The sequence below is a fragment of the Pseudomonas savastanoi genome (assembly GCF_020917325.1).
GTDB classification, from domain to species: domain Bacteria; phylum Pseudomonadota; class Gammaproteobacteria; order Pseudomonadales; family Pseudomonadaceae; genus Aquipseudomonas; species Aquipseudomonas amygdali.
The window spans coordinates 3978282-3998219 of sequence record NZ_CP076652.1 but is presented as its reverse complement, the minus strand read 5'-3'; the positions used below and the strand labels follow the sequence as shown (position 1 = coordinate 3998219).

Sequence of the window (19938 nt, the reverse complement as noted above, 5' to 3'; positions counted from 1 at the left end):
ACAGGGAGCGACACGCGCCTGGCTTGCTTTCACATGCCTTGCGCCCTGAAAATGTCTGCAATCACCCTTATTCGGTAGCGCCCTGATCTTATCGGGACGAAAAATGACCTGTTTACTCATCGGGAAGCCATGATGATTGGCATTAAAAGCATAGCGAGTTACGTGCCCACTGCTGGCGTGGATAACTACGCTCAAGGTGCCAGTTTCGGCAAGGATGAAGATTTCATCCTCGGGAAAATCGGTTCCACGTTTCTGCCGCGTAAAGACGCTGGCCAGGAAACCTCGGACCTGTGCGTTGAAGCGGCCAATACCCTGTTTGCCAACAACCCGCAGCTCAAGCGCGAAAGTATTGACGTTTTGATCGTCGTCACCCAGAACGGCGACGAAGAGGGGCTGCCGCATACCGCAGCCATCGTTCAGGACAAGCTGGGTCTGTCGACCAATGTCGCTGCGTTCGACATTTCGCTGGGCTGTTCCGGCTATGTCTATGGCATCTACGCGATCAAGGGGTTCATGGAAGCGGCAGGGCTGAAAAACGGTCTGCTGATAACCGCTGACCCGTATTCGAAAATCGTCGACCCGCAGGACCGCAACACCACCATGTTGTTTGGCGATGCAGCCACAGCGACCTGGATGGGCGAGGACGCTGCCTGGCAACTGGGCAAGGCTAAATTCGGCACCGACGGTTCGGGTGCGCCGCACTTGAAGGTCAGCAATGGCGTGTTTTTCATGAACGGTCGTCAGGTGTTCAATTTTGCGCTGCTGAAAGTACCGGCGCACCTGCATGAACTGTTGGGAGAGTCAGACCTGACGCCTGACGATATCGATGCATTCTGCATTCACCAGGGCAGCGCTGCCATTGTCGATGCCGTGGCGCGCCGCTTTGAAGACAAGCCCGAGAAGTTTCTCAAGGACATGGTTGAGACGGGTAACACCGTGTCGTCGAGTATTCCATTGCTGATTGAAAAGCACGTACTCAACTCTTCGTGGCATCGAGTAGCGCTGAGCGGTTTTGGCGTGGGGCTTTCCTGGGGTTCTGCGATTATCTATAAAGCCTGAATCGCCGCAGGCTAAAACAGCGCCCGTGACTAGTTCACCGGGCGCTTTTTTTTGAATAATCGATTCTGGTCACATTTTTGAACTTCAACAGTGGCCTGCTCTTTCTGGAACGTGAAGTTCAGACAACAGGTTTCCTCGCGTCATGTTGGTTTGGTTTCGCCTCAAACCCTTGTTTTATAAGGGGTGCAGGCATGATGGCAAAATATTCAAAAAAAACACTCAAGCAACCTGCCATCGCGACGATAACTATTACGAAGGTTCTCTAGGCACACCCGGCGCTTGCAGGGGCCGGAAGCCACGTAGTACCAAACCAACGAGGAATTCATCATGGCTTTAACAGTAAACACCAACGTAGCATCGTTGAACGTCCAGAAGAACCTGGGTCGCGCTTCCGACGCACTTTCGACCTCGATGACTCGTCTGTCTTCCGGTCTGAAAATCAACAGCGCCAAAGATGACGCTGCCGGCCTGCAAATCGCTACCAAGATCACTTCGCAGATCCGCGGCCAGACTATGGCGATCAAAAACGCCAACGACGGTATGTCCCTGGCGCAGACCGCTGAAGGCGCTCTGCAAGAGTCGACCAACATTCTGCAGCGTATGCGTGAACTGGCTGTTCAGTCGCGAAACGACAGCAACAGCTCCACTGACCGTGACGCGCTGAACAAAGAATTCACCGCGATGAGTTCCGAGCTGACCCGTATCGCTCAAAGTACCAACCTGAACGGCAAGAACCTGCTTGACGGTTCCGCCAGCACCATGACTTTCCAGGTTGGTTCCAACTCTGGCGCTTCGAACCAGATCACCCTGACTCTGAGCGCAAGCTTTGACGCCAACACCCTGGGTGTCGGTTCGGCAGTAACCATCGCTGGTTCCGATAGCACCACTGCAGAGAGTAACTTCTCTGCCGCTATCGCCGCCATCGACTCGGCTCTGCAGACCATCAACTCCACGCGTGCTGACCTCGGTGCTGCACAAAACCGTCTGACCAGCACCATCTCCAACTTGCAGAACATCAACGAAAACGCCAGTGCTGCACTGGGTCGCGTACAAGATACCGACTTCGCTGCTGAAACTGCACAGCTGACCAAGCAACAGACCCTGCAACAGGCTTCCACCTCTGTTCTGGCTCAGGCTAACCAGCTGCCATCCGCTGTACTGAAACTGCTTCAGTAATAGCGACATGAGTTTTAGCGGGGGAGTGCGTAATAGCGCTCTCTCGCTTTTTTACTTTCGGAGGTGATGGTTATGGATATGAGTGTAAAACTGAACGTTTCTTATCCGGCCGCCCAACCGGCGAGTCAGGCTCCAATGCCGGACAAGTCTGTTGACAAGCCTGCCGATACGCCGTCAGTCGAGCGTGTTGCCGCTACAGCGGAAAGTAAAGGCTCAGATCTGCACAAGGATGACTCCCACGACGAGGCGAAAGTCAAAGCCGCGGCAGAAGACATCCAGAAATTTTTTCATTCGGTGAAGCGCAATCTCGAGTTTTCGATCGATGAAGCTTCTGGCAAAGTGATCGTCAAGGTCATTGCCAGTGACTCGGGTGAAGTGGTAAGACAAATTCCCAATGCAGAAATCCTGAAGCTGGCCGATAGCCTGAGTGATGCGAACAGTTTGTTGTTCCGAGCCAAGGCCTGATTGTCAGTACGGTATGTGTTGCCGTTTTGCGAGACCTCTGAAAAGGCAGTGAAACCGGCGACTTCTTGAAGGGAGAAGCAAAATGGCAAGTCCAATTACATCTTCAACAGGCCTGGGTTCGGGTCTGGCAATCACGGCCATCGTCGAAGGTCTTGTTGGTGCTGAAAAAGCGCCCAAGCAAAACCAGATCGACAAGCAGACCGCCGCTACAACTGCATCGCTGTCGGGTGTGAGTCAGCTGACGTCGGCACTGGCTGCGTTCCAGAAAACCCTGGATACCCTGGGCAGCTCCACGACGCCTGCGTTTCAGGGCTTTGCTGCGACATCTGCCAACGAGGCGGTGGTCAAGGCAACTGCCGGTAACACGGCCGTCAACGGCACTTACGCGATCGGTATCACCCAGCTGGCAACGCCCTCCAAAGTGGCCACAGCCGCACTGAATTCCACGCAGGCGAGTGCTATTCCGAGTGGTACCCTGAAAATCACTCAGAATGGCACTGACTACAACGTCAATATCGACAAGACCTCGACGTTGCAGGAAGTGCGCGACAAGATCAACTCGTCGCTGCAGGGTAAGGGCATTACTGCCAACATCATCAACGACGACAATGGTGCCAGGCTGGTATTCAGCTCGACGACCACCGGCAAGGGCAGTGACATTTCGGTCGTGGGTGCTTCTGGTCAGGAAGCGCTGAATATCGACGGCACCAAGCTGATGAGCGACACCAGCACGGGGACCGATGCCAGCGGCAAGGCGATTCCCGGTGCTGGTGCGATTACTGATGTGGCGAAAGACGCAGCATTCACCGTCGATGGCCTGAGCTTGACCAGCAAGACAAATACAGTCAGTACCGCGATTTCCGGGTTGACCTTCGATCTGGTCGCGCCAAGCGCTGCTGGAGCAACCACTACCGTCACGGTGGCGACCAATACCGATGGGTTGAAGGCATCGCTGCAGTCCTTTGTGGACTCCTACAACACGCTTGCCACCTTGGTGACCTCCCTGACCAAGGGTTCGATCAGTGATAAAGGCGTTTTCACAGCCGCCGCCCTTACCGGCGATGCTACGCCGCGTGCGCTGCTGGCGACTATCCGTGATCAACTGGCGAGTGCCTCTTCAAGTGCCGGTCTCAGTGCTCTTTCGCAGTTGGGCATCAAGACTCAGCAGTCCAACGGTACGCTGTCACTGGACACTGTTACATTCACCGCAGCGCTGAACGATAAAAAACTGGGCAGTCAGATTCAGACGATGTTCACTGGTACGGGTGCAAAAAATGCCGACGGTACGGTTGATGGCGGCCTTGTTTCGCGTATGACCAAGGCGCTTCTGCCCTACACAAAGTCTGACGGTGTTCTGGCAAGCAAGACGAGCAGTCTCAATAAAATACAGACCCGTATTGCCAGCGATCAGGACGCACTTGATCGTCGTATTGCCAGCTTGACGACCAGTCTGACCAAGAAATACAACGCCATGGACCTGGTGGTCGGGCAGCTCAAGGCGACCGCTACCAGTATCACTTCGATCTTCGAAGCGATGAACGCGCAGAAAAACGCTTCTTAAATTCGTTTTACAGAAGTATCCAGAACCCGACTCCGTGTCGGGTTTCTGCTTTTAGGCTAAAGTTTCTGCGCCATGCGTCGATAGCTTGAGTATCAGTATTATGGATTTGCGACGAGGTCCCCTTTATGAATCCGATGTTAGCGTTGCGGCAGTATCAGAAGATCGGCTCCCAGGCTCAGACCTCGGAAGCCAGTCCTCACCGTCTGGTTCAAATGTTGATGGAGGGTGGCCTCGACCGTATCGCTCAAGCCAAGGGTGCCATGGCACGCAAGGACGTCGCCAACAAAGGCGTGTTCATCAGCAAGGCTATCGGCATTGTAGGTGGTCTGCGTGAAGGGCTTGACCTGGACAACGCCCCCAGCGAAGCGCTGGTCAGGCAGGACAGCCTTTATCACTACATGATGACGCGTTTGGCCGAAGCCAACGCACGCAACGATCAGAAGATGCTCGACGAGGTTGCCGGGCTGCTGATTACCGTCAAGGAAGGCTGGGACGCTATCGGTACCGCACAAGCACAACAATAAGTTGCTGCCCTGAGGAGAACAACAAGATGAGTGCTGCGCTCAAGCGTATCGAAGAAACCCGGGAAGCCCTGGTGGGGGCGCTTGCCGAACGCGACTGGGAGGCTATCGTCAAACTTGACCTGGCGTGTCGCGAATGTGTCGATGCGGTAGTCAGCGAAGCACCTGCTGACGAACCGGCTCTGCGCAGCAATCTCGAGGAGTTGTTGGGGGTCTACAGGCAACTGATTGATGTTGCAACCGGGGAGCGTCAAGCAGTCGTCGATGAAATGACTCAAATCCAGAATGCGAAGAACGCGACGAAGGTATACCATCTGTTCGGTTAATGTTTAATTGTCATTTTTATTGTTCGACAAGAATTTCGCCATAAATTTGACTGTGTTCGTTTTTTTGACTTAACTAGTGATGTTTACTATTTTCTGGCGTCTCAAGGTTTATACGGCTGAGATGCCAAGCTGCCCCCCAATCATGGGCATTGAGTTGACTAGGGAAGTTGCTATTGCATGTGGCGTGAAATCAAGATTCTGCTAATCGATGACGATAGCCAGCGCCGCCGGGATCTGGCGGTTATCCTGAATTTTCTTGGCGAAGAAAACCTCTCCTGTTCAAGCCAGGACTGGCAGCAGGTGGTCGGCTCTCTGGCATCTCCGCGAGAAGTTCTTTGTGTGCTGGTCGGTAGCGTAAGTGCTCCGGGCAGCCTTCAAGGGCTTCTTAAGACCATCGCAGCATGGGATGAGTTCCTTCCTGTGCTGCTTATGAGCGAAAATTCTTCTGTCGAGCTGCCGGAGGACCTGCGCAGGCGGGTTCTTTCCGCGCTCGAAATGCCGCCCAGCTACAGCAAGCTGCTCGACTCCCTGCACCGTGCCCAGGTCTATCGCGAGATGTACGACCAGGCCCGCGAGCGTGGGCGTCATCGTGAGCCGAACCTGTTCCGCAGTCTGGTGGGGACCAGTCGCGCGATTCAGCATGTGCGGCAGATGATGCAGCAGGTCGCTGACACTGACGCCAGCGTTTTGATTCTCGGTGAGTCGGGGACCGGCAAGGAAGTGGTAGCGCGCAACCTGCATTATCACTCCAAGCGTCGCGATGCGCCGTTTGTGCCGGTCAACTGCGGTGCCATTCCGGCCGAGCTGCTCGAAAGCGAGTTGTTCGGGCATGAGAAGGGCGCGTTTACCGGGGCAATCACCAGTCGTGCCGGCCGTTTCGAGCTTGCCAACGGCGGTACGCTGTTCCTTGATGAAATCGGTGACATGCCGCTGCCTATGCAGGTCAAGTTGCTGCGCGTGTTGCAGGAACGCACTTTCGAGCGCGTGGGCAGCAACAAGACGCAGAGCATCGACGTGCGCATTATTGCCGCGACGCACAAGAATCTCGAAAACATGATCGAGCTTGGCAGCTTCCGCGAAGACCTTTATTACCGTCTCAATGTGTTCCCCATCGAGATGGCACCCTTGCGCGAGCGTGTCGAAGACATTCCGCTGTTGATGAACGAACTGATTTCGCGCATGGAGCACGAAAAGCGTGGCTCGATTCGTTTCAACTCCGCCGCCATCATGTCGCTGTGTCGTCATGCCTGGCCGGGCAACGTTCGCGAGCTGGCCAACCTGGTCGAGCGCATGGCGATCATGCACCCGTACGGCGTGATCGGCGTGGCCGAGCTGCCGAAGAAATTCCGCTATGTCGATGACGAAGACGAGCAGATGGTCGACAGCATGCGCAGCGATATCGAAGAGCGCGTCGCCATCAACAGCAACACGCCGAATTTCGCGTCGGGCGCAATGCTGCCGCCTGAAGGTCTGGACCTGAAAGACTATCTGGGTGGTCTGGAGCAGGGTCTGATTCAGCAGGCGCTCGACGATGCCAACGGTATTGTTGCCCGTGCTGCAGAGCGTTTACGGATTCGTCGCACCACGCTGGTCGAGAAGATGCGCAAGTACGGTATGAGCCGTCGCGAAGGTGATGAACAGGCAGATGATTGACGCCTGTCTATAGCGCCAAAAATCAAGCCCCTGAATTTTCAGGGGTTTTTTTTCGGCACGAGGATTGCAAAGTCCCTCTCAACACACCGTTTACTGACGGTTCGCCACGAGAGAGATGAACTATGTCCCAGGCCGCCCAACTGACTTCCGCCCTATCTGCTCAGGCTCAATACTCCCCGGAGCTGGAAAGTCGTCAGGGGCTTGAGCAGGCGTTCTCGCTGTTCAATCAAATGTCGGCGCAATTGACCGACTCCTATGGTCTGCTCGAAGCGCGTGTCACTGAACTCAAGGGCGAACTGGCCCACGCCGGTGCCCAGCGTCTACAAGAGCTGGCGGAAAAGGAGCGGCTGGCCAACCGCCTGCAAAACCTGCTTGATCTGCTCCCCGGTGGCGTAATCGTGATTGATGGCATGGGCGTGGTGCGCGAAGCCAATCCTGCGGCAATCGATCTGCTGGGCCAGCCCTTGCTGGGCATGCTCTGGCGTCACGTCATCAGTCGGTGTTTTGCCCCGCGCGAAGACGATGGCCACGAAGTCTCGCTCAAGGACGGCCGCAGGCTTTCCATTGCAACCCGCTCGCTGGACGCTGAACCCGGGCAGTTGGTGCTGCTTAATGACTTGACCGAAACCCGCCGTCTCCAGGAACAATTGGCGCGTCACGAGCGGCTGTCATCGCTGGGTCGGATGGTTGCTTCTCTGGCGCATCAGATTCGTACGCCTTTGTCGGCCGCCATGATCTACGCCAGTCATCTGACCGAGCAGGAATTGCCGGTGGAAACCCAGCAGCGCTTTGCCGCACGGCTCAAGGATCGTCTGCATGAGCTCGAGCATCAGGTTCGCGACATGCTGGTGTTTGCCCGTGGCGAGTTGCCGCTGACGGATCGCCTGACGCCCGTTGCCTTGTTTCAGGCTTTGCAAAACGCTGCGGTCACCCATGTGCAGGGCGTACCGGTGCGTTGGCAGTGCGACAGTATTGAAGGCGAGTTACTGTGCAATCGCGACACGTTGGTTGGTTCGTTGCTCAACCTGATTGAAAACGCCGTCCAGGCCAGTGCTGGCCGGACACTGCTGAAAGTTCATGTGTACAGCCGCGGCAATGTGTTGCGCATATGCTTCAGCGATAATGGCAGTGGTATGGACAAGGCTGCGCTGGCGCGTATCGGCGAGCCGTTTTTCACCACCAAGACCACCGGCACCGGGCTCGGTCTGGCGGTGGTAACTGCCGTTTCGCGTGCACATCAGGGCGGCGTGCATTATCTGTCGCGGGTCGGTCGTGGCACCTGTGCAATCGTCAGCCTGCCATTGATTCCGTCTTCCGGCTCGTTGGGTAGCAACTGATGTCGATCAACGTGCTGTTGGTCGAGGACGACCGTTCACTGCGCGAGGCGCTTGGCGAAACCCTGGAATTGGCCGGCTATGGATACCAGGCGGTCGGCTCTGCCGAAGAAGCGCTGGTCGCTGCCGAGGCGCAACCGTTCAGCCTGGTTGTCAGCGACGTCAACATGCCGGGCATGGACGGTCATCAGTTGCTGAGCCTGTTGCGCAGTCGGCATCCGCAACTGCCGGTATTGCTGATGACCGCTCACGGTGCCGTTGATCGCGCGGTCGATGCCATGCGTCAGGGCGCGGCCGATTATCTGGTCAAGCCTTTCGAGCCCAAGGCTCTGATTGCTTTGGTTGCGCGGCATGCACTGGGTCGCCTGGAACCTGCCGAGCGTGACGGGCCGATTGCTGTTGAACCCGCCAGTATCCAGTTATTGAACCTGGCCAGCCGTGTGGCGAAGAGCGACTCCACTGTGCTCATCTCCGGTGAGTCCGGCACAGGCAAGGAAGTGCTGGCGCGTTTCATTCATCAAAATTCTCCGCGTGCCGATAAGCCTTTTATTGCGATCAACTGCGCTGCGATTCCGGACAATATGCTGGAAGCGACGCTGTTCGGTCATGAAAAGGGCTCGTTTACCGGCGCCATTGCCGCGCAGGCCGGCAAGTTCGAACAGGCTGACGGCGGGACAATCCTGCTTGACGAGATTTCCGAAATGCCACTGGGGCTGCAGGCCAAACTGTTGCGTGTGTTGCAGGAGCGGGAAGTCGAGCGCGTGGGTGCGCGCAAGCCGATCATTCTGGATATTCGCGTTGTGGCTACTACCAACCGCGATCTGGCAGGGGAAGTGGCGGCGGGGCGCTTTCGCGAAGATCTGTTTTATCGCCTGTCGGTATTTCCACTGGCCTGGCAGGCGCTGCGTCAAAGGACTGCCGATATTCTGCCACTGGCCGAGCGGCTTCTGGCCAAGCACGTCAATAAAATGAAGCACGCGCCGGTTCGTCTTTCTGCCGAGGCGCAGCAGTGTCTGGTCAGCTACCCCTGGCCTGGCAATGTGCGTGAGCTGGATAACGCCGTGCAGCGAGCCTTGATTCTGCAGCAGGGCGGGGTGATACAGGCGCAGGATTTCTGTCTGTCCGGGCCGGTGACAAGTCTTCCATCCGCTGCGGTGGTGGAGGCGTTGCCGTCTTTGCCTGTCACATCCTCGCCTGATAATGCAGGTGCAGGTGCCAATGCGGAATCTGTCGGTGCACTGGGTGATGACCTCAGGCGTCGCGAGTTTCAGATGATTATTGACACGCTGCGTGCGGAGCGCGGTCGTCGTAAAGAGGCTGCCGAGCGCCTGGGCATCAGCCCGCGTACCTTGCGTTACAAGCTGGCGCAGATGCGCGATGCCGGGATGGATGTGGAGGCCTATCTGTTCGCTACCTGAGCCGGTGCCGCTGATCGGTGGTTGTGATCGCCGGTCACTGAATATTCGTATAAACGGCGCAAGCCGGAAATATCCGGATACCCCCATGAATACGGGAGGTCTGGAGTGATTTGATGTCGGGCAACATGGCATTCCCATTTGGTGTGGCAAATAGCCGCCATCTAGCTGGCACCGTTGTTGCTATGTCTTCTGTACCCGCTGAATCAGTGTCAAAAATTTGCGGGCCTTACGAGAGAAACGTCCATGAGCCAAGGTGTTGAATTTAATCGCTTGATGTTGGATATGCGGGCCATGCAGATGGATGCGATGTCTGCACCCAAGCCCGTGTCCGGCGCGCAGGAAGCCGGCGCCAGCAGCTTTGCCGACATGCTTGGCCAGGCCGTCAACAAGGTCGCGCAGACCCAGCAGGCCTCCAGTCAGCTGGCCAATGCATTTGAAATCGGCAAGAGCGGCGTGGATCTGACCGACGTCATGATTTCGTCGCAGAAAGCCAGCGTGTCTTTTCAGGCGTTGACCCAGGTGCGTAACAAGCTGGTTCAAGCTTATCAAGACATCATGCAGATGCCGGTTTAAGGGACGTACTGAGTCATGGCCGAAGCAACTGCCGATCCCGTTCCAGCAAGAGCGGGCGCTTCCGATAAGAAACCGTTGTTCGGTTTGTCTTTTCTGGAAAACCTTTCTGAAATGACCATGCTGCGTCAGATAGGCCTCATGGTCGGTCTTGCCGCGAGCGTGGCCATCGGCTTTGCCGTGGTGCTCTGGTCCCAGCAGCCTGACTATCGTCCGCTTTATGGCAGCCTGGCGGGCATGGACAGCAAGCAGATCATGGACACCCTGACTGCGGCGAATATCAACTACACCGTCGAACCCAATTCCGGCGCGTTGCTGGTCAAGTCCGATGATGTGCAGCGTGCGCGTATCCAGCTGGCGCAGGCAGGCGTGGTGCAGAACGACGCCAACATCGGTTTCGAAATCCTCGACAAGGATCAGGGTCTGGGGACCAGTCAGTTCATGGAAGCCACGCGTTATCGTCGTGGTCTGGAAGGCGAACTGGCACGTACCATCTCCGCCCTGAACAACGTCAAGGGTGCCCGTGTGCACCTGGCGATTCCGAAGAGTTCGGTGTTTGTCCGTGACGACCGCAAGCCAAGCGCTTCGGTACTGGTCGAGCTGTATGCTGGCCGCTCGCTGGAGCCCAGCCAGGTTATGGCCATTATCAACCTGGTGGCCACCAGTGTTCCCGAGCTGAGCAAGTCGCAGATCACCGTTGTCGACCAGAAGGGCGCTTTGCTGTCAGATCAGGCGGAAAATTCCGAACTGACCATGGCCGGCAAGCAGTTCGACTACAGCCGTCGCATGGAAGGCATGCTGACCCAGCGCGTGCAGAACATTCTGCAGCCGATTCTGGGCAATGATCGCTACAAGGCTGAGGTCTCGGCAGTGGTCGATTTCAGCGCCGTCGAATCGACCGCCGAAAGCTTCAACCCTGACCAGCCTGCCTTGCGCAGCGAGCAGTCGGTCAACGAACAGCGCTCCAGCAGTTCAAGCACGGGCGGCGTTCCGGGGGCGCTGAGCAACCAGCCACCAGGTCCTGCAACTGCTCCGCAGAATGCAACTGCCGGTGCGGCCGGTGCTGCCGGCCCTATCGCGCCAGGCCAGCCGCTGCTGGATGCCAATGGTCAACAGATCATGGACCCGGCGACCGGTCAGCCAGCGTTGGCTCCGTACCCGGCCGACAAACGCGTGCAGTCGACCAAGAATTTCGAGCTGGACCGTTCGATCAGCCATACCAAGCAGCAGCAGGGCCGTCTGACTCGTCTGTCGGTTGCGGTGGTAGTCGATGACATGGTCAAGACCAACGCCGCCAACGGCGAAGTTACTCGTGCTCCGTGGAGCGCTGCTGACCTGGCTCGCTTTACCCGTCTGGTGCAGGATGCCGTCGGTTTCGACGCCAGCCGCGGTGACAGCGTCAGCGTGATCAACGTGCCATTCTCCAGCGAGCGCGCTGAAGTGTTGCCAGAGGCGTCGTTCTACTCGCAACCGTGGTTCTGGGACATCGTCAAACAGGCGGTGGGTGTGATCTTCATCCTCATCCTGGTGTTTGGCGTGTTGCGTCCGGTGTTGACCAACATCACCACCGGCAAGAGCAAGGAACTGGCCGGTTTCGGTGGCGACGCCGAGCTGGGTGGCATGGGCGGCCTGGATGGTGAGTTGTCCAACGACCGCGTCAGCCTGGGTGGCCCGCAAAGTATTCTGCTGCCTAGCCCGACCGAGGGTTATGACGCACAGCTGAACGCAATCAAGAGCTTGGTGGCCGAAGATCCGGGTCGTGTGGCCCAGGTCGTGAAAGAGTGGATTAACACTGATGAATGATCGAGCCATGGTAGCCAAACTCTCCAAAGTCGAGAAAGCTGCAGTGTTGCTGCTTTCCCTCGGCGAAACCGACGCTGCTCAGGTGCTCCGGCACATGGGGCCCAAGGAAGTCCAGAAAGTGGGCGTAGCGATGGCTCAGATGCGCAACGTGCATCGCGAGCAGGTCGAAGAGGTCATGAGCGAGTTCGTCGATATCGTCGGCGATCAGACCAGCCTTGGTGTCGGTTCCGATGGCTATATCCGCAAGATGCTGACCCAGGCACTCGGCGAAGACAAGGCCAACGGCCTTATCGACCGGATCCTGCTGGGTGGCAACACCAGCGGTCTGGACAGCCTCAAGTGGATGGAGCCGCGTGCCGTCGCCGACGTGATCCGTTTCGAGCACCCGCAGATTCAGGCCATCGTGGTGGCTTATCTTGACGCCGACCAGGCGGGCGAGGTGCTTGGGCATTTCGATCACAAGGTCCGTCTGGATATCATTCTGCGCGTTTCTTCGCTCAATACGGTGCAGCCAGCAGCGCTCAAAGAGCTTAACCAGATTCTCGAGAAGCAGTTCTCCGGTAACGCCAACACGTCGCGTACCACCCTGGGTGGTATCAAGCGTGCAGCCGACATCATGAACTTCCTCGACAGCTCCATCGAAGGCGCGCTCATGGATTCGATCCGCGAGGTCGACGAAGACCTTTCGGTACAGATCGAAGACCTCATGTTTGTCTTCAACAACCTCTCCGACGTGGACGACCGCGGTATTCAGGCGTTGTTGCGCGAAGTATCCTCGGACGTGCTGGTACTGGCGCTCAAGGGCTCGGACGAGGCGATCAAGGAAAAAATCTTCAAGAACATGTCCAAGCGTGCCGCCGAACTGTTGCGCGACGACCTGGAAGCAAAAGGTCCGGTGCGTGTCAGCGACGTGGAAACCGCCCAGAAAGAAATCCTCACCATTGCGCGTCGTATGGCCGAGGCCGGCGAGATCGTACTCGGTGGCAAGGGTGGCGAGGAAATGATCTAAGGATTCAGCCGACTCATGTCCAGTTCCAATAAAGAATCGGCCAGCGACCTCATTCGCGCCAAGGACGCCGGGTTGCTCGATATCTGGGCGTTGCCCAGCTTCGATCCACATGTGGAGCCCGAGCCTGAGCCCGAACCGGAACCGGTCGACGAGCCGGCCGAGATGGAAGAAGTACCGCTGGACGAAGTTCAGCCGCTGACCCTGGAGGAGCTGGAAAGCATCCGCCAGGAGGCCTGGAACGAAGGCTTTGCCACCGGTGAAAAGGAAGGCTTCCACAGCACACAGTTAAAAGTGCGCCAGGAAGCGGAAGTTGTTCTAGCGGCCAAGGTCGCCAGCCTGGAACAACTGATGGGCCACCTGTTGGCACCTATCGCCGAGCAGGACACGCAGATCGAAAAGGCCGTCATTCATCTGGTCGAGCACATCGCGCGGCAGGTCATTCAGCGCGAACTGGTCACTGATTCCGGTCAGATCGCCAGCGTGTTGCGCGATGCGCTCAAGCTATTGCCGATGGGTGCGCAGAACCTGCGAATTTTCATCAATCCTCAGGACTTCCTGCTGGTCAAGGCCATGCGCGAGCGTCATGAGGAGTCGTGGAAAATAGTCGAAGACGAAGACTTGCTGCCGGGTGGTTGCCGTATCGAAACCGAGCATAGCCGTATTGATGCCAGTGTCGAAACGCGAATCGCGCTGGCTATTTCCAAAATGCATGATCAGTTGCATGAGCAAGTGACGCATCCGGCTGCGGCGGACCTCAGCGTCGACCTGCAAGCCTCGCCCGGCAAGGCTTCCAGTGCAGCCGAAGCTGACGCGGACACCCTCGATGCGCCTTGATCGCACCAGTTTCGGCAAGCGCCTCGGTTCCTATGCCGAGTCGATCAGTCTGCCTGCCCAGCCGGTAGTAGAGGGTCGCCTGCTGCGTATGATTGGCCTGACGCTTGAGGCCGAGGGCCTGCGTGCGGCGATGGGTAGCCGTTGCGTGGTCATCAACGATGACAGTCATCACCCGGTCGAAGTCGAGGCCGAAGTGATGGGGTTTTCTGGCGGCAAGGTGTTTCTGATGCCGGTCGGCAGCGTGGCGGGCATTGCGCCCGGCGCGCGCGTGGTGCCGCTGGCCGATACCGGTCGCCTGCCGATGGGCATGAGCATGCTGGGCCGCGTGCTTGACGGCGCGGGCCGGCCGCTGGATGGCCGCTCGCCGATCAAGGCTGAAGACTGGGTGCCGATGGATGGCCCGACCATCAACCCGCTCAAGCGTGACCCCATCAGCCAGCCGCTGGATGTCGGCATTCGTTGCATCAACGGTTTATTGACGGTTGGCCGCGGCCAGCGTCTTGGGTTGTTTGCCGGTACTGGTGTGGGCAAGAGTGTGCTGCTGGGCATGATGACGCGCTTCACCGAGGCGGACATCATCGTCGTCGGCCTGATCGGTGAGCGGGGTCGTGAGGTCAAGGAGTTCATCGAGCACATTCTTGGCGAAGAGGGTCTGAAGCGCTCGGTGGTGGTTGCATCGCCAGCCGATGATGCGCCGCTGATGCGGCTGCGCGCTGCCATGTATTGCACGCGGATCGCCGAATACTTTCGTGACAAGGGCAAGAATGTCCTGCTGCTGATGGACTCGTTGACCCGTTTTGCTCAGGCTCAGCGGGAAATCGCCCTGGCCATCGGCGAGCCGCCAGCCACCAAAGGCTACCCGCCCTCTGTGTTCGCCCGGCTGCCCAAGCTGGTGGAGCGTGCTGGCAATGCCGAGGCGGGTGGTGGTTCCATCACGGCCTTTTACACGGTGCTGTCGGAAGGCGATGACCAGCAGGACCCGATTGCCGACTCCGCGCGGGGTGTGCTCGACGGTCACATCGTGCTGTCCCGGCGTCTGGCTGAAGAAGGTCATTACCCGGCCATCGATATCGAAGCTTCCATCAGTCGGGTCATGCCTGCGGTGGTCAGCCCCGAGCACATGGCGCGTGCGCAGCATTTCAAACAGTTGTGGTCGCGTTACCAGCAGACCCGCGACCTTATCAGCGTGGGCGCCTATGTCGCGGGTGGCGATCGCGAGACCGACATGGCGATTGCGTTGCACCCGGTGTTGGTGCGCTATCAGCGCCAGGGCCTGCGAGACAACGAAAGCATGCAAGGCAGTGGCGAGGCGCTGGCGTCGATATTCGCACCGGCACCTGGCGGCTGATAGCCTATGGCTCAGAGTCGAGCGGCGCGTCTGGCGCCAGTGGTCGAGATGGCGGAAGCCGCCGAGCGAACGGCGGCTCAGCGGCTTGGGCATTTTCAGGGGCAGGTCAATCTGGCCAACAACAAGCTGCAGGAACTTGACCAGTTTCGTCAGGATTATCAGCAGCAATGGTTGCAACGCGGCAGTGCCGGGGTTTCCGGGCAGTGGTTGCTGGGTTATCAGCGCTTTCTCAGTCAGCTCGATGTCGCCGTTGCCCAGCAATACAAAAGTCTTGAGTGGCACAAGGCCAATCTCGATAGGGCGCGTAGCGCCTGGCAGGATTGTTATGCGCGGGTTGAAGGCTTGCGCAAGCTGGTGCAGCGTTATATGGATGAAGCACGCAGACTGGAGGACAAGCGGGAGCAGAAATTGCTCGACGAGTTGTCGCAGCGTCTGCCTCGTCACGAACAATTCTGACGTTTGACTCAATCAGACCCGCGGTGATTTCTCTGGCTGGTCTACGCTATCAATGTCTCGGTGATGAAACACCTCGAGGTTCCTCATGACAGTCACTTCCGAACGCTCTGCCGATGGCCAGACGCTGACCCTTTACATCGAGGGGCGCTTTGATTTTCAATCCCATCAGGCGTTTCGCGCAGCCTACGAGGATTACCCGCAGACGCTGAATTATGTGGTCGACCTGCGGGGCACGCATTACCTGGACAGTTCTGCGTTGGGGATGCTGTTGCTGTTACGCGACCATGCCGGTGGCGATAAAGCGGTGGTGCACCTTGTCAATTGCACGTCTGATGTACTGAAGATTCTGGCTATTTCCAATTTCTCGAAGTTGTTCGAACTGAGCATACCCAGTGCAGTCATCCCCGAAAAAACTGTGCATTCTGATCGCCGATGACAGTGCCAGTGACCGGTTGCTGCTTTCAACCATCGTTGCGCGGCAGGGGCACAGGGTTCTCAGTGCTGGCAATGGTGTCGAGGCTGTGGCCATCTTCAAGGCCGAAAGCCCGCATTTGATCCTGATGGACGCCATGATGCCGGTCATGGATGGCTTCGAAGCGGCGCGACGGATCAAGGCGATGAGTGGTGAGTCGCTGGTGCCGATCATCTTCCTCACCTCGCTGACTGAAGGCGAAGCGCTTGCACGCTGTCTGGACGCCGGTGGCGACGACTTCATGTCCAAGCCTTACAACCCGCTGGTGCTGGCCGCCAAACTCAACGCCATGAACCGCTTGCGGGTGTTGCACGAAACTGTCCGTCAACAACGTGACCAGATCAGCAAGCACCACGAGTACCTGCTCAACGAGCAGCGTGTCGCCAAGGCGGTGTTCGATCAGATTGCCCACGCCGGTTGCCTTGGGGCCGGCAATATTCGCTACTTGCAGTCTCCTTATGCCTTGTTCAACGGCGACCTGATGCTGGCCGCCTACACGCCGGCCGGGCACATGCAGGTCTTGCTTGGGGATTTCACCGGGCACGGCTTGCCGGCTGCCGTCGGGGCGATGCCGCTTGCCGAGGTGTTCTACGGCATGACCGCCAAGGGCTACGGCCTGGTTGAAATCCTTCGTGAAATGAACGCCAAGCTCAAACGCATCCTCCCCGTCGACATGTTCTGTTGTGCAACGCTGCTTTGTATCAACCTGGCACAACGGCAGGTCGAGGTCTGGAGCGGGGGCTTGCCGGACGGCTACTTGTTGCGCGGCGCGCAGGGTGAGCATGTGCCGCTGGCTTCCAGTCACCTGCCATTGGGCGTGCTGAGTGTCGATGCTTTCGATGCACGCACCGAGGTCTATCCGTTGGCGCCGGGCGATCGCATATTCCTGCTGTCCGACGGGGTGCTCGACACCAGTAACAACAATGACGAACTATTCGGTGCGCAGCGTTTGCGCCAGGTGCTTTCTGCCAACCGCGAGCCGCACTTGCTGATTGAGGAAATTCTCGTAGCGCTCAACGATTTTGGTGGCAAGGCACGTGACGATGTCAGTCTGCTGGAAATCAGCGCCGTCGATGAGCCATTGCAGAGTCTGCCTGCCCTGACCTATTCGGACAGCGGCGCCTCCAGCCCGCTGGACTGGTCGGCCAGCTTCGAGTTTCGCGCTTCGACCCTGAGGCGCTTCAACCCGTTGCCGTACGTCTTGCAGTTGCTGCTTGAAGTTCATGGCCTGCGCAATCAGGGTGCCGCACTGCATATGGTGCTCGGCGAGCTTTATAGCAATGCGCTGGAACATGGTGTGCTAGGGCTGGATTCGTCGCTCAAGCATGATGCGGCAGGTTTCGCCCTGTATTATCAGCAGCGCGCCGAGCGTCTCGGCATGCTTCAGACCGGGTTCATCCGCGTGACTGTGCGGGTCGAGCCAGTTGCAGAGGGTGGTCGGCTGACCCTCAGCGTGGAGGACAGTGGTCAGGGATTTGATGTTGAAAAAGTCCGGATGCAGATACCCGCGAGCAATGAACTGTATGGTCGCGGGCTACGCCTGGTGTGTGAATTGAGTCGTGAGGCTCGGTGGTCTGCGGATGGCAGGACGGCGTGCGTGGAATTTTCCTGGGAGGGAGTGGCATAATCCCCCCTGGAGTCTTGATCAAGGAGTGAACAAGTGTCGATTCATCTGGATTACAGCGTGCTGAATGCCTTGCAGGAAGTCATGGAGGACGAATATCCGACCTTGCTGGATGTGTTCCTCAAGGATTCCGAGCAACGTATCGCGCAACTGCGTCTTGCTGTTCAAACAGGCCATCCTGACTTTCAGGAATTGAGCCTCACCGCGCACAGTTTCAAGGGCAGCAGCGGCAATATGGGTGCCTTGCAACTTTCCGAGCTGTGTCGTCAGTTGGAAGAGCAATCCCGTCAGCAGTTGTTCACCGGTCTGCCAGAGCTGATCGGCAAAATCGACAGCGAATACATGACTATTCGCGGCTTGTTTAACGCAGAGCGGCAGTTGTTTGTCAGCTGATCGCTGATTTCCAGATCCCCGATCTTTCTTTATCCGGCAACCTTTCAAGCGGTCGTGAAAGGTTGGCCCGCATATTGCTAAATATTCTGGTAAGGCGATAACCAGCAGCTTATGCGGAGACCGAAATGCCCCTCGCTACCAATGCGCTTCTTCAGGCCACAAGCACTGCGACCTCAAGGTCCGGTACGGCCAATAATGCGGTCAAGTCTGCTGACAGCAGCAAGGACGGGGCCTCCAGCTTTTCCAATGTGTATGCCAAACAGGCCAAGGATGCTGTTCCTTCGCGTGATGATGCGCCAGTCAAGTCGGCTCGCGACAAGGCAGCGCCTGACAAGGACAAGGTTGCCGCCGGCAAGGACAAGTCTTCCGGTGATCAGACCAATGCCGCTGACACGTCCAGTGTTGCCGATAGCGGCAATGATTTGCCAACCCGTTCGACTGCCGCTGAGGATGATGCTGCCAGTGCCGGTTCAAAGCAGGATGATGCACAGGCATCTGCAGACCCTGCATTGACTGAAGGGCTGGCGATTGTCGACCCGGTGCTTGACCCGGCGTTGCAGGCGATGGCTGCGCAAGCGCCTGCCTTGTCGGTCGCCAGGCCACAAAGCCCTGACGTCACGGCTGCGCCTGCAGCGACCGCGCTCACGGTCACTCAGGCTACTCCGCCCGCAGCGACTGAAGAAGCATTCAATCCGGACGCCGATCCGCTTGATGGTCTGGATGCGGTGCAATTGGCGCTGGAAAATGCCAACGCCAAAACGCAGCTGGCTGCGCAGAATACCCATGCTGCCAACAAAGCGACGCCGACCAACGCAGAAGCTGATCCAAACCAGAATCTTGTCAATAACCTGTCGGCCCTGAGCGAGCAGCTTCCCTCGGAAGAGAGCAGCACGGAAAGCAGTGACAAGTCGTTCAGCGGCTTGATCGGCGAAGGACTGAAGGATGTCAAAAGCGCCGCGGGCGACACGCGCGTCGACAACTTTGCCGATCGCCTCGCTGCGCTGAGTCAGGCCGCGCAACCGGCCCGTGTTGCGGCAACACCTGCCGCTGCGCCGTTGATGAGTCAGCCGTTGGCCATGCATCAAAGCGGCTGGACCGAAGGCATTGTCGACCGCGTCATGTACCTGTCGAGCCAGAACCTCAAAACCGCCGACATCAAGCTGGAGCCCGCCGAACTCGGACGTCTGGACATCCGCATCAACATGGCACCGGAGCAGCAGACCCAGGTAACGTTCATGAGCGCCCACATGGGTGTGCGTGACGCACTGGAAAGTCAGATGTCGAGGTTGCGTGAGTCGTTCGTTCAGCAGGGGCTTGGCAACGTCGACGTCAACGTTTCCGACCAGTCGCAACAGCAGGCCCAGCAACAGGCTCAAGAGCAGGCCAGCCGCGCCCAGCGCAACGGTCGTGGCAATGGCGTGAGCTCAGGCGACACTTCGGATGAGATTGCAGGCGTCGATGCTGCTGTTCCGGTCAGCCAGCCGGCTGCACGCGTGATCGGCAGCAGCGAGATCGATTATTACGCATGATGCTCCTGCGTCACATGGCAGCCGCGACGCGAAGTCATGCCTTGCCTGCTAGTTGTTAACGCAGAAATGTTTTTCGAGCTCGATGGTACAGACGACACAAATTGCGACCTTAGTGACGGCTGAGTCCTGGCGCTGATCCGGGGGTAGCCTGGCAGGACGCCAGGCTAGACGTACCGGGCCATGGATGGCCCGTTGCGGCGACCCCCGGATCAGTGACAGGGCGAAGGAACCCGACGAAGTCGGGCCGGAAACAGGAGCGAGGGGGTTTGCCTACTTTGGCCCCATCAAAGTAGGTCGCCGAGGGGCGAAAAGGTGACCTGAGCCGGACACAAACATAACTGACATAGCAGAACCGCTGTGTGACGCAGAGCGTCACGAAAGGCATTA

At 57.9% G+C, this 19938-nt stretch carries 19 protein-coding genes; all 19 read left to right on the top strand.

Translation table 11 applies throughout. The features are described from left to right. Positions 1-132: 132 nt before the first annotated feature. The 19 genes from KP808_RS16850 to KP808_RS16760 all read left to right on the top strand — a co-directional run bounded on the left by KP808_RS16850 (position 133) and on the right by KP808_RS16760 (position 19551). Positions 133-1059, top strand: a complete 927-nt coding sequence (locus tag KP808_RS16850) for a ketoacyl-ACP synthase III (RefSeq protein ID WP_002554302.1) — start codon at positions 133-135, stop codon at positions 1057-1059. A gap of 327 nt (positions 1060-1386) precedes the next feature. Continuing rightward, the gene (locus tag KP808_RS16845; protein WP_057402995.1) at positions 1387-2235 is read left to right on the top strand and encodes a flagellin domain-containing protein; all 849 of its coding nucleotides are present in this window, start codon (positions 1387-1389) and stop codon (positions 2233-2235) included. Positions 2236-2307: 72 nt separating this feature from the next. After that, entirely contained in the window at positions 2308-2700 is a 393-nt protein-coding gene (locus KP808_RS16840; RefSeq protein WP_058408770.1) for a flagellar protein FlaG, read from the top strand. Positions 2701-2782: 82 nt separating this feature from the next. Continuing rightward, positions 2783-4261 carry a flagellar filament capping protein FliD gene (gene fliD / locus KP808_RS16835; protein WP_230016523.1) on the top strand — a complete coding sequence of 493 codons (1479 nt, stop codon included), beginning with the start codon at positions 2783-2785 and terminating at the stop codon, positions 4259-4261. A gap of 125 nt (positions 4262-4386) precedes the next feature. After that, the gene (fliS, locus tag KP808_RS16830) at positions 4387-4785 is read left to right on the top strand and encodes a flagellar export chaperone FliS (RefSeq protein ID WP_058408768.1); all 399 of its coding nucleotides are present in this window, start codon (positions 4387-4389) and stop codon (positions 4783-4785) included. A gap of 26 nt (positions 4786-4811) precedes the next feature. Next, positions 4812-5108: a flagellar protein FliT gene (gene fliT, locus KP808_RS16825; protein ID WP_002554297.1), complete on the top strand. Its 297-nt coding sequence runs from the start codon at positions 4812-4814 to the stop codon at positions 5106-5108. Between the two features lie 177 nt (positions 5109-5285). Further along, entirely contained in the window at positions 5286-6761 is a 1476-nt protein-coding gene (gene fleQ, locus KP808_RS16820; protein WP_002554296.1) for a transcriptional regulator FleQ, read from the top strand. Positions 6762-6883: 122 nt separating this feature from the next. Continuing rightward, positions 6884-8098 (top strand): sensor histidine kinase, encoded by a 1215-nt coding sequence (locus KP808_RS16815; RefSeq protein WP_230016522.1) that lies wholly within the window; start codon positions 6884-6886, stop codon positions 8096-8098. Next, positions 8098-9513 (top strand): sigma-54-dependent transcriptional regulator, encoded by a 1416-nt coding sequence (locus KP808_RS16810; protein WP_230016521.1) that lies wholly within the window; start codon positions 8098-8100, stop codon positions 9511-9513. Before KP808_RS16815 ends, KP808_RS16810 begins: the two co-directional genes overlap by 1 nt. A 243-nt stretch (positions 9514-9756) precedes the next feature. Then, the gene (gene fliE, locus KP808_RS16805; RefSeq protein WP_002554293.1) at positions 9757-10086 is read left to right on the top strand and encodes a flagellar hook-basal body complex protein FliE; all 330 of its coding nucleotides are present in this window, start codon (positions 9757-9759) and stop codon (positions 10084-10086) included. 15 nt (positions 10087-10101) lie between these two features. Continuing rightward, on the top strand, positions 10102-11886 hold the full coding sequence (gene fliF, locus KP808_RS16800; RefSeq protein ID WP_002554292.1) for a flagellar basal-body MS-ring/collar protein FliF: 1785 nt from the start codon (positions 10102-10104) through the stop codon (positions 11884-11886). Further along, on the top strand, positions 11879-12895 hold the full coding sequence (gene fliG, locus KP808_RS16795) for a flagellar motor switch protein FliG (RefSeq protein ID WP_002554291.1): 1017 nt from the start codon (positions 11879-11881) through the stop codon (positions 12893-12895). Before fliF ends, fliG begins: the two co-directional genes overlap by 8 nt. A gap of 15 nt (positions 12896-12910) precedes the next feature. Then, positions 12911-13729 carry a flagellar assembly protein FliH gene (gene fliH / locus KP808_RS16790; protein ID WP_230016520.1) on the top strand — a complete coding sequence of 273 codons (819 nt, stop codon included), beginning with the start codon at positions 12911-12913 and terminating at the stop codon, positions 13727-13729. Continuing rightward, positions 13719-15077 carry a flagellar protein export ATPase FliI gene (fliI, locus tag KP808_RS16785; RefSeq protein WP_230016519.1) on the top strand — a complete coding sequence of 453 codons (1359 nt, stop codon included), beginning with the start codon at positions 13719-13721 and terminating at the stop codon, positions 15075-15077. Before fliH ends, fliI begins: the two co-directional genes overlap by 11 nt. Positions 15078-15083: 6 nt before the next feature. Continuing rightward, positions 15084-15533, top strand: a complete 450-nt coding sequence (gene fliJ / locus KP808_RS16780; RefSeq protein ID WP_002554288.1) for a flagellar export protein FliJ — start codon at positions 15084-15086, stop codon at positions 15531-15533. An 85-nt stretch (positions 15534-15618) separates the two neighbouring features. Further along, positions 15619-15969 (top strand): STAS domain-containing protein, encoded by a 351-nt coding sequence (locus tag KP808_RS16775; protein WP_058401333.1) that lies wholly within the window; start codon positions 15619-15621, stop codon positions 15967-15969. Beyond that, positions 15926-17632: a fused response regulator/phosphatase gene (locus tag KP808_RS16770; RefSeq protein ID WP_058401334.1), complete on the top strand. Its 1707-nt coding sequence runs from the start codon at positions 15926-15928 to the stop codon at positions 17630-17632. Before KP808_RS16775 ends, KP808_RS16770 begins: the two co-directional genes overlap by 44 nt. Positions 17633-17665: 33 nt before the next feature. After that, entirely contained in the window at positions 17666-18022 is a 357-nt protein-coding gene (locus tag KP808_RS16765) for an Hpt domain-containing protein (RefSeq protein WP_058401335.1), read from the top strand. A gap of 125 nt (positions 18023-18147) precedes the next feature. Further along, a complete protein-coding gene (locus KP808_RS16760; RefSeq protein ID WP_230016518.1) occupies positions 18148-19551 on the top strand; it encodes a flagellar hook-length control protein FliK in 1404 nt (467 codons plus the stop codon). Positions 19552-19938: the final 387 nt, after the last annotated feature.

Excerpts from the sequence above, each read along its gene's own strand:
- KP808_RS16850 (WP_002554302.1), top strand. The coding sequence starts at position 133 with ATGATTGGCATTAAAAGCATAGCGAGTTACGTGCCCACTGCTGGCGTG.
- KP808_RS16845 (WP_057402995.1), top strand. The coding sequence starts at position 1,387 with ATGGCTTTAACAGTAAACACCAACGTAGCATCGTTGAACGTCCAGAAG.
- KP808_RS16840 (WP_058408770.1), top strand. The coding sequence starts at position 2,308 with ATGGATATGAGTGTAAAACTGAACGTTTCTTATCCGGCCGCCCAACCG.
- fliD (WP_230016523.1), top strand. The coding sequence starts at position 2,783 with ATGGCAAGTCCAATTACATCTTCAACAGGCCTGGGTTCGGGTCTGGCA.
- fliS (WP_058408768.1), top strand. The coding sequence starts at position 4,387 with ATGAATCCGATGTTAGCGTTGCGGCAGTATCAGAAGATCGGCTCCCAG.
- fliT (WP_002554297.1), top strand. The coding sequence starts at position 4,812 with ATGAGTGCTGCGCTCAAGCGTATCGAAGAAACCCGGGAAGCCCTGGTG.
- fleQ (WP_002554296.1), top strand. The coding sequence starts at position 5,286 with ATGTGGCGTGAAATCAAGATTCTGCTAATCGATGACGATAGCCAGCGC.
- KP808_RS16815 (WP_230016522.1), top strand. The coding sequence starts at position 6,884 with ATGTCCCAGGCCGCCCAACTGACTTCCGCCCTATCTGCTCAGGCTCAA.
- KP808_RS16810 (WP_230016521.1), top strand. The coding sequence starts at position 8,098 with ATGTCGATCAACGTGCTGTTGGTCGAGGACGACCGTTCACTGCGCGAG.
- fliE (WP_002554293.1), top strand. The coding sequence starts at position 9,757 with ATGAGCCAAGGTGTTGAATTTAATCGCTTGATGTTGGATATGCGGGCC.
- fliF (WP_002554292.1), top strand. The coding sequence starts at position 10,102 with ATGGCCGAAGCAACTGCCGATCCCGTTCCAGCAAGAGCGGGCGCTTCC.
- fliG (WP_002554291.1), top strand. The coding sequence starts at position 11,879 with ATGAATGATCGAGCCATGGTAGCCAAACTCTCCAAAGTCGAGAAAGCT.
- fliH (WP_230016520.1), top strand. The coding sequence starts at position 12,911 with ATGTCCAGTTCCAATAAAGAATCGGCCAGCGACCTCATTCGCGCCAAG.
- fliI (WP_230016519.1), top strand. The coding sequence starts at position 13,719 with ATGCGCCTTGATCGCACCAGTTTCGGCAAGCGCCTCGGTTCCTATGCC.
- fliJ (WP_002554288.1), top strand. The coding sequence starts at position 15,084 with ATGGCTCAGAGTCGAGCGGCGCGTCTGGCGCCAGTGGTCGAGATGGCG.
- KP808_RS16775 (WP_058401333.1), top strand. The coding sequence starts at position 15,619 with ATGACAGTCACTTCCGAACGCTCTGCCGATGGCCAGACGCTGACCCTT.
- KP808_RS16760 (WP_230016518.1), top strand. The coding sequence starts at position 18,148 with ATGCCCCTCGCTACCAATGCGCTTCTTCAGGCCACAAGCACTGCGACC.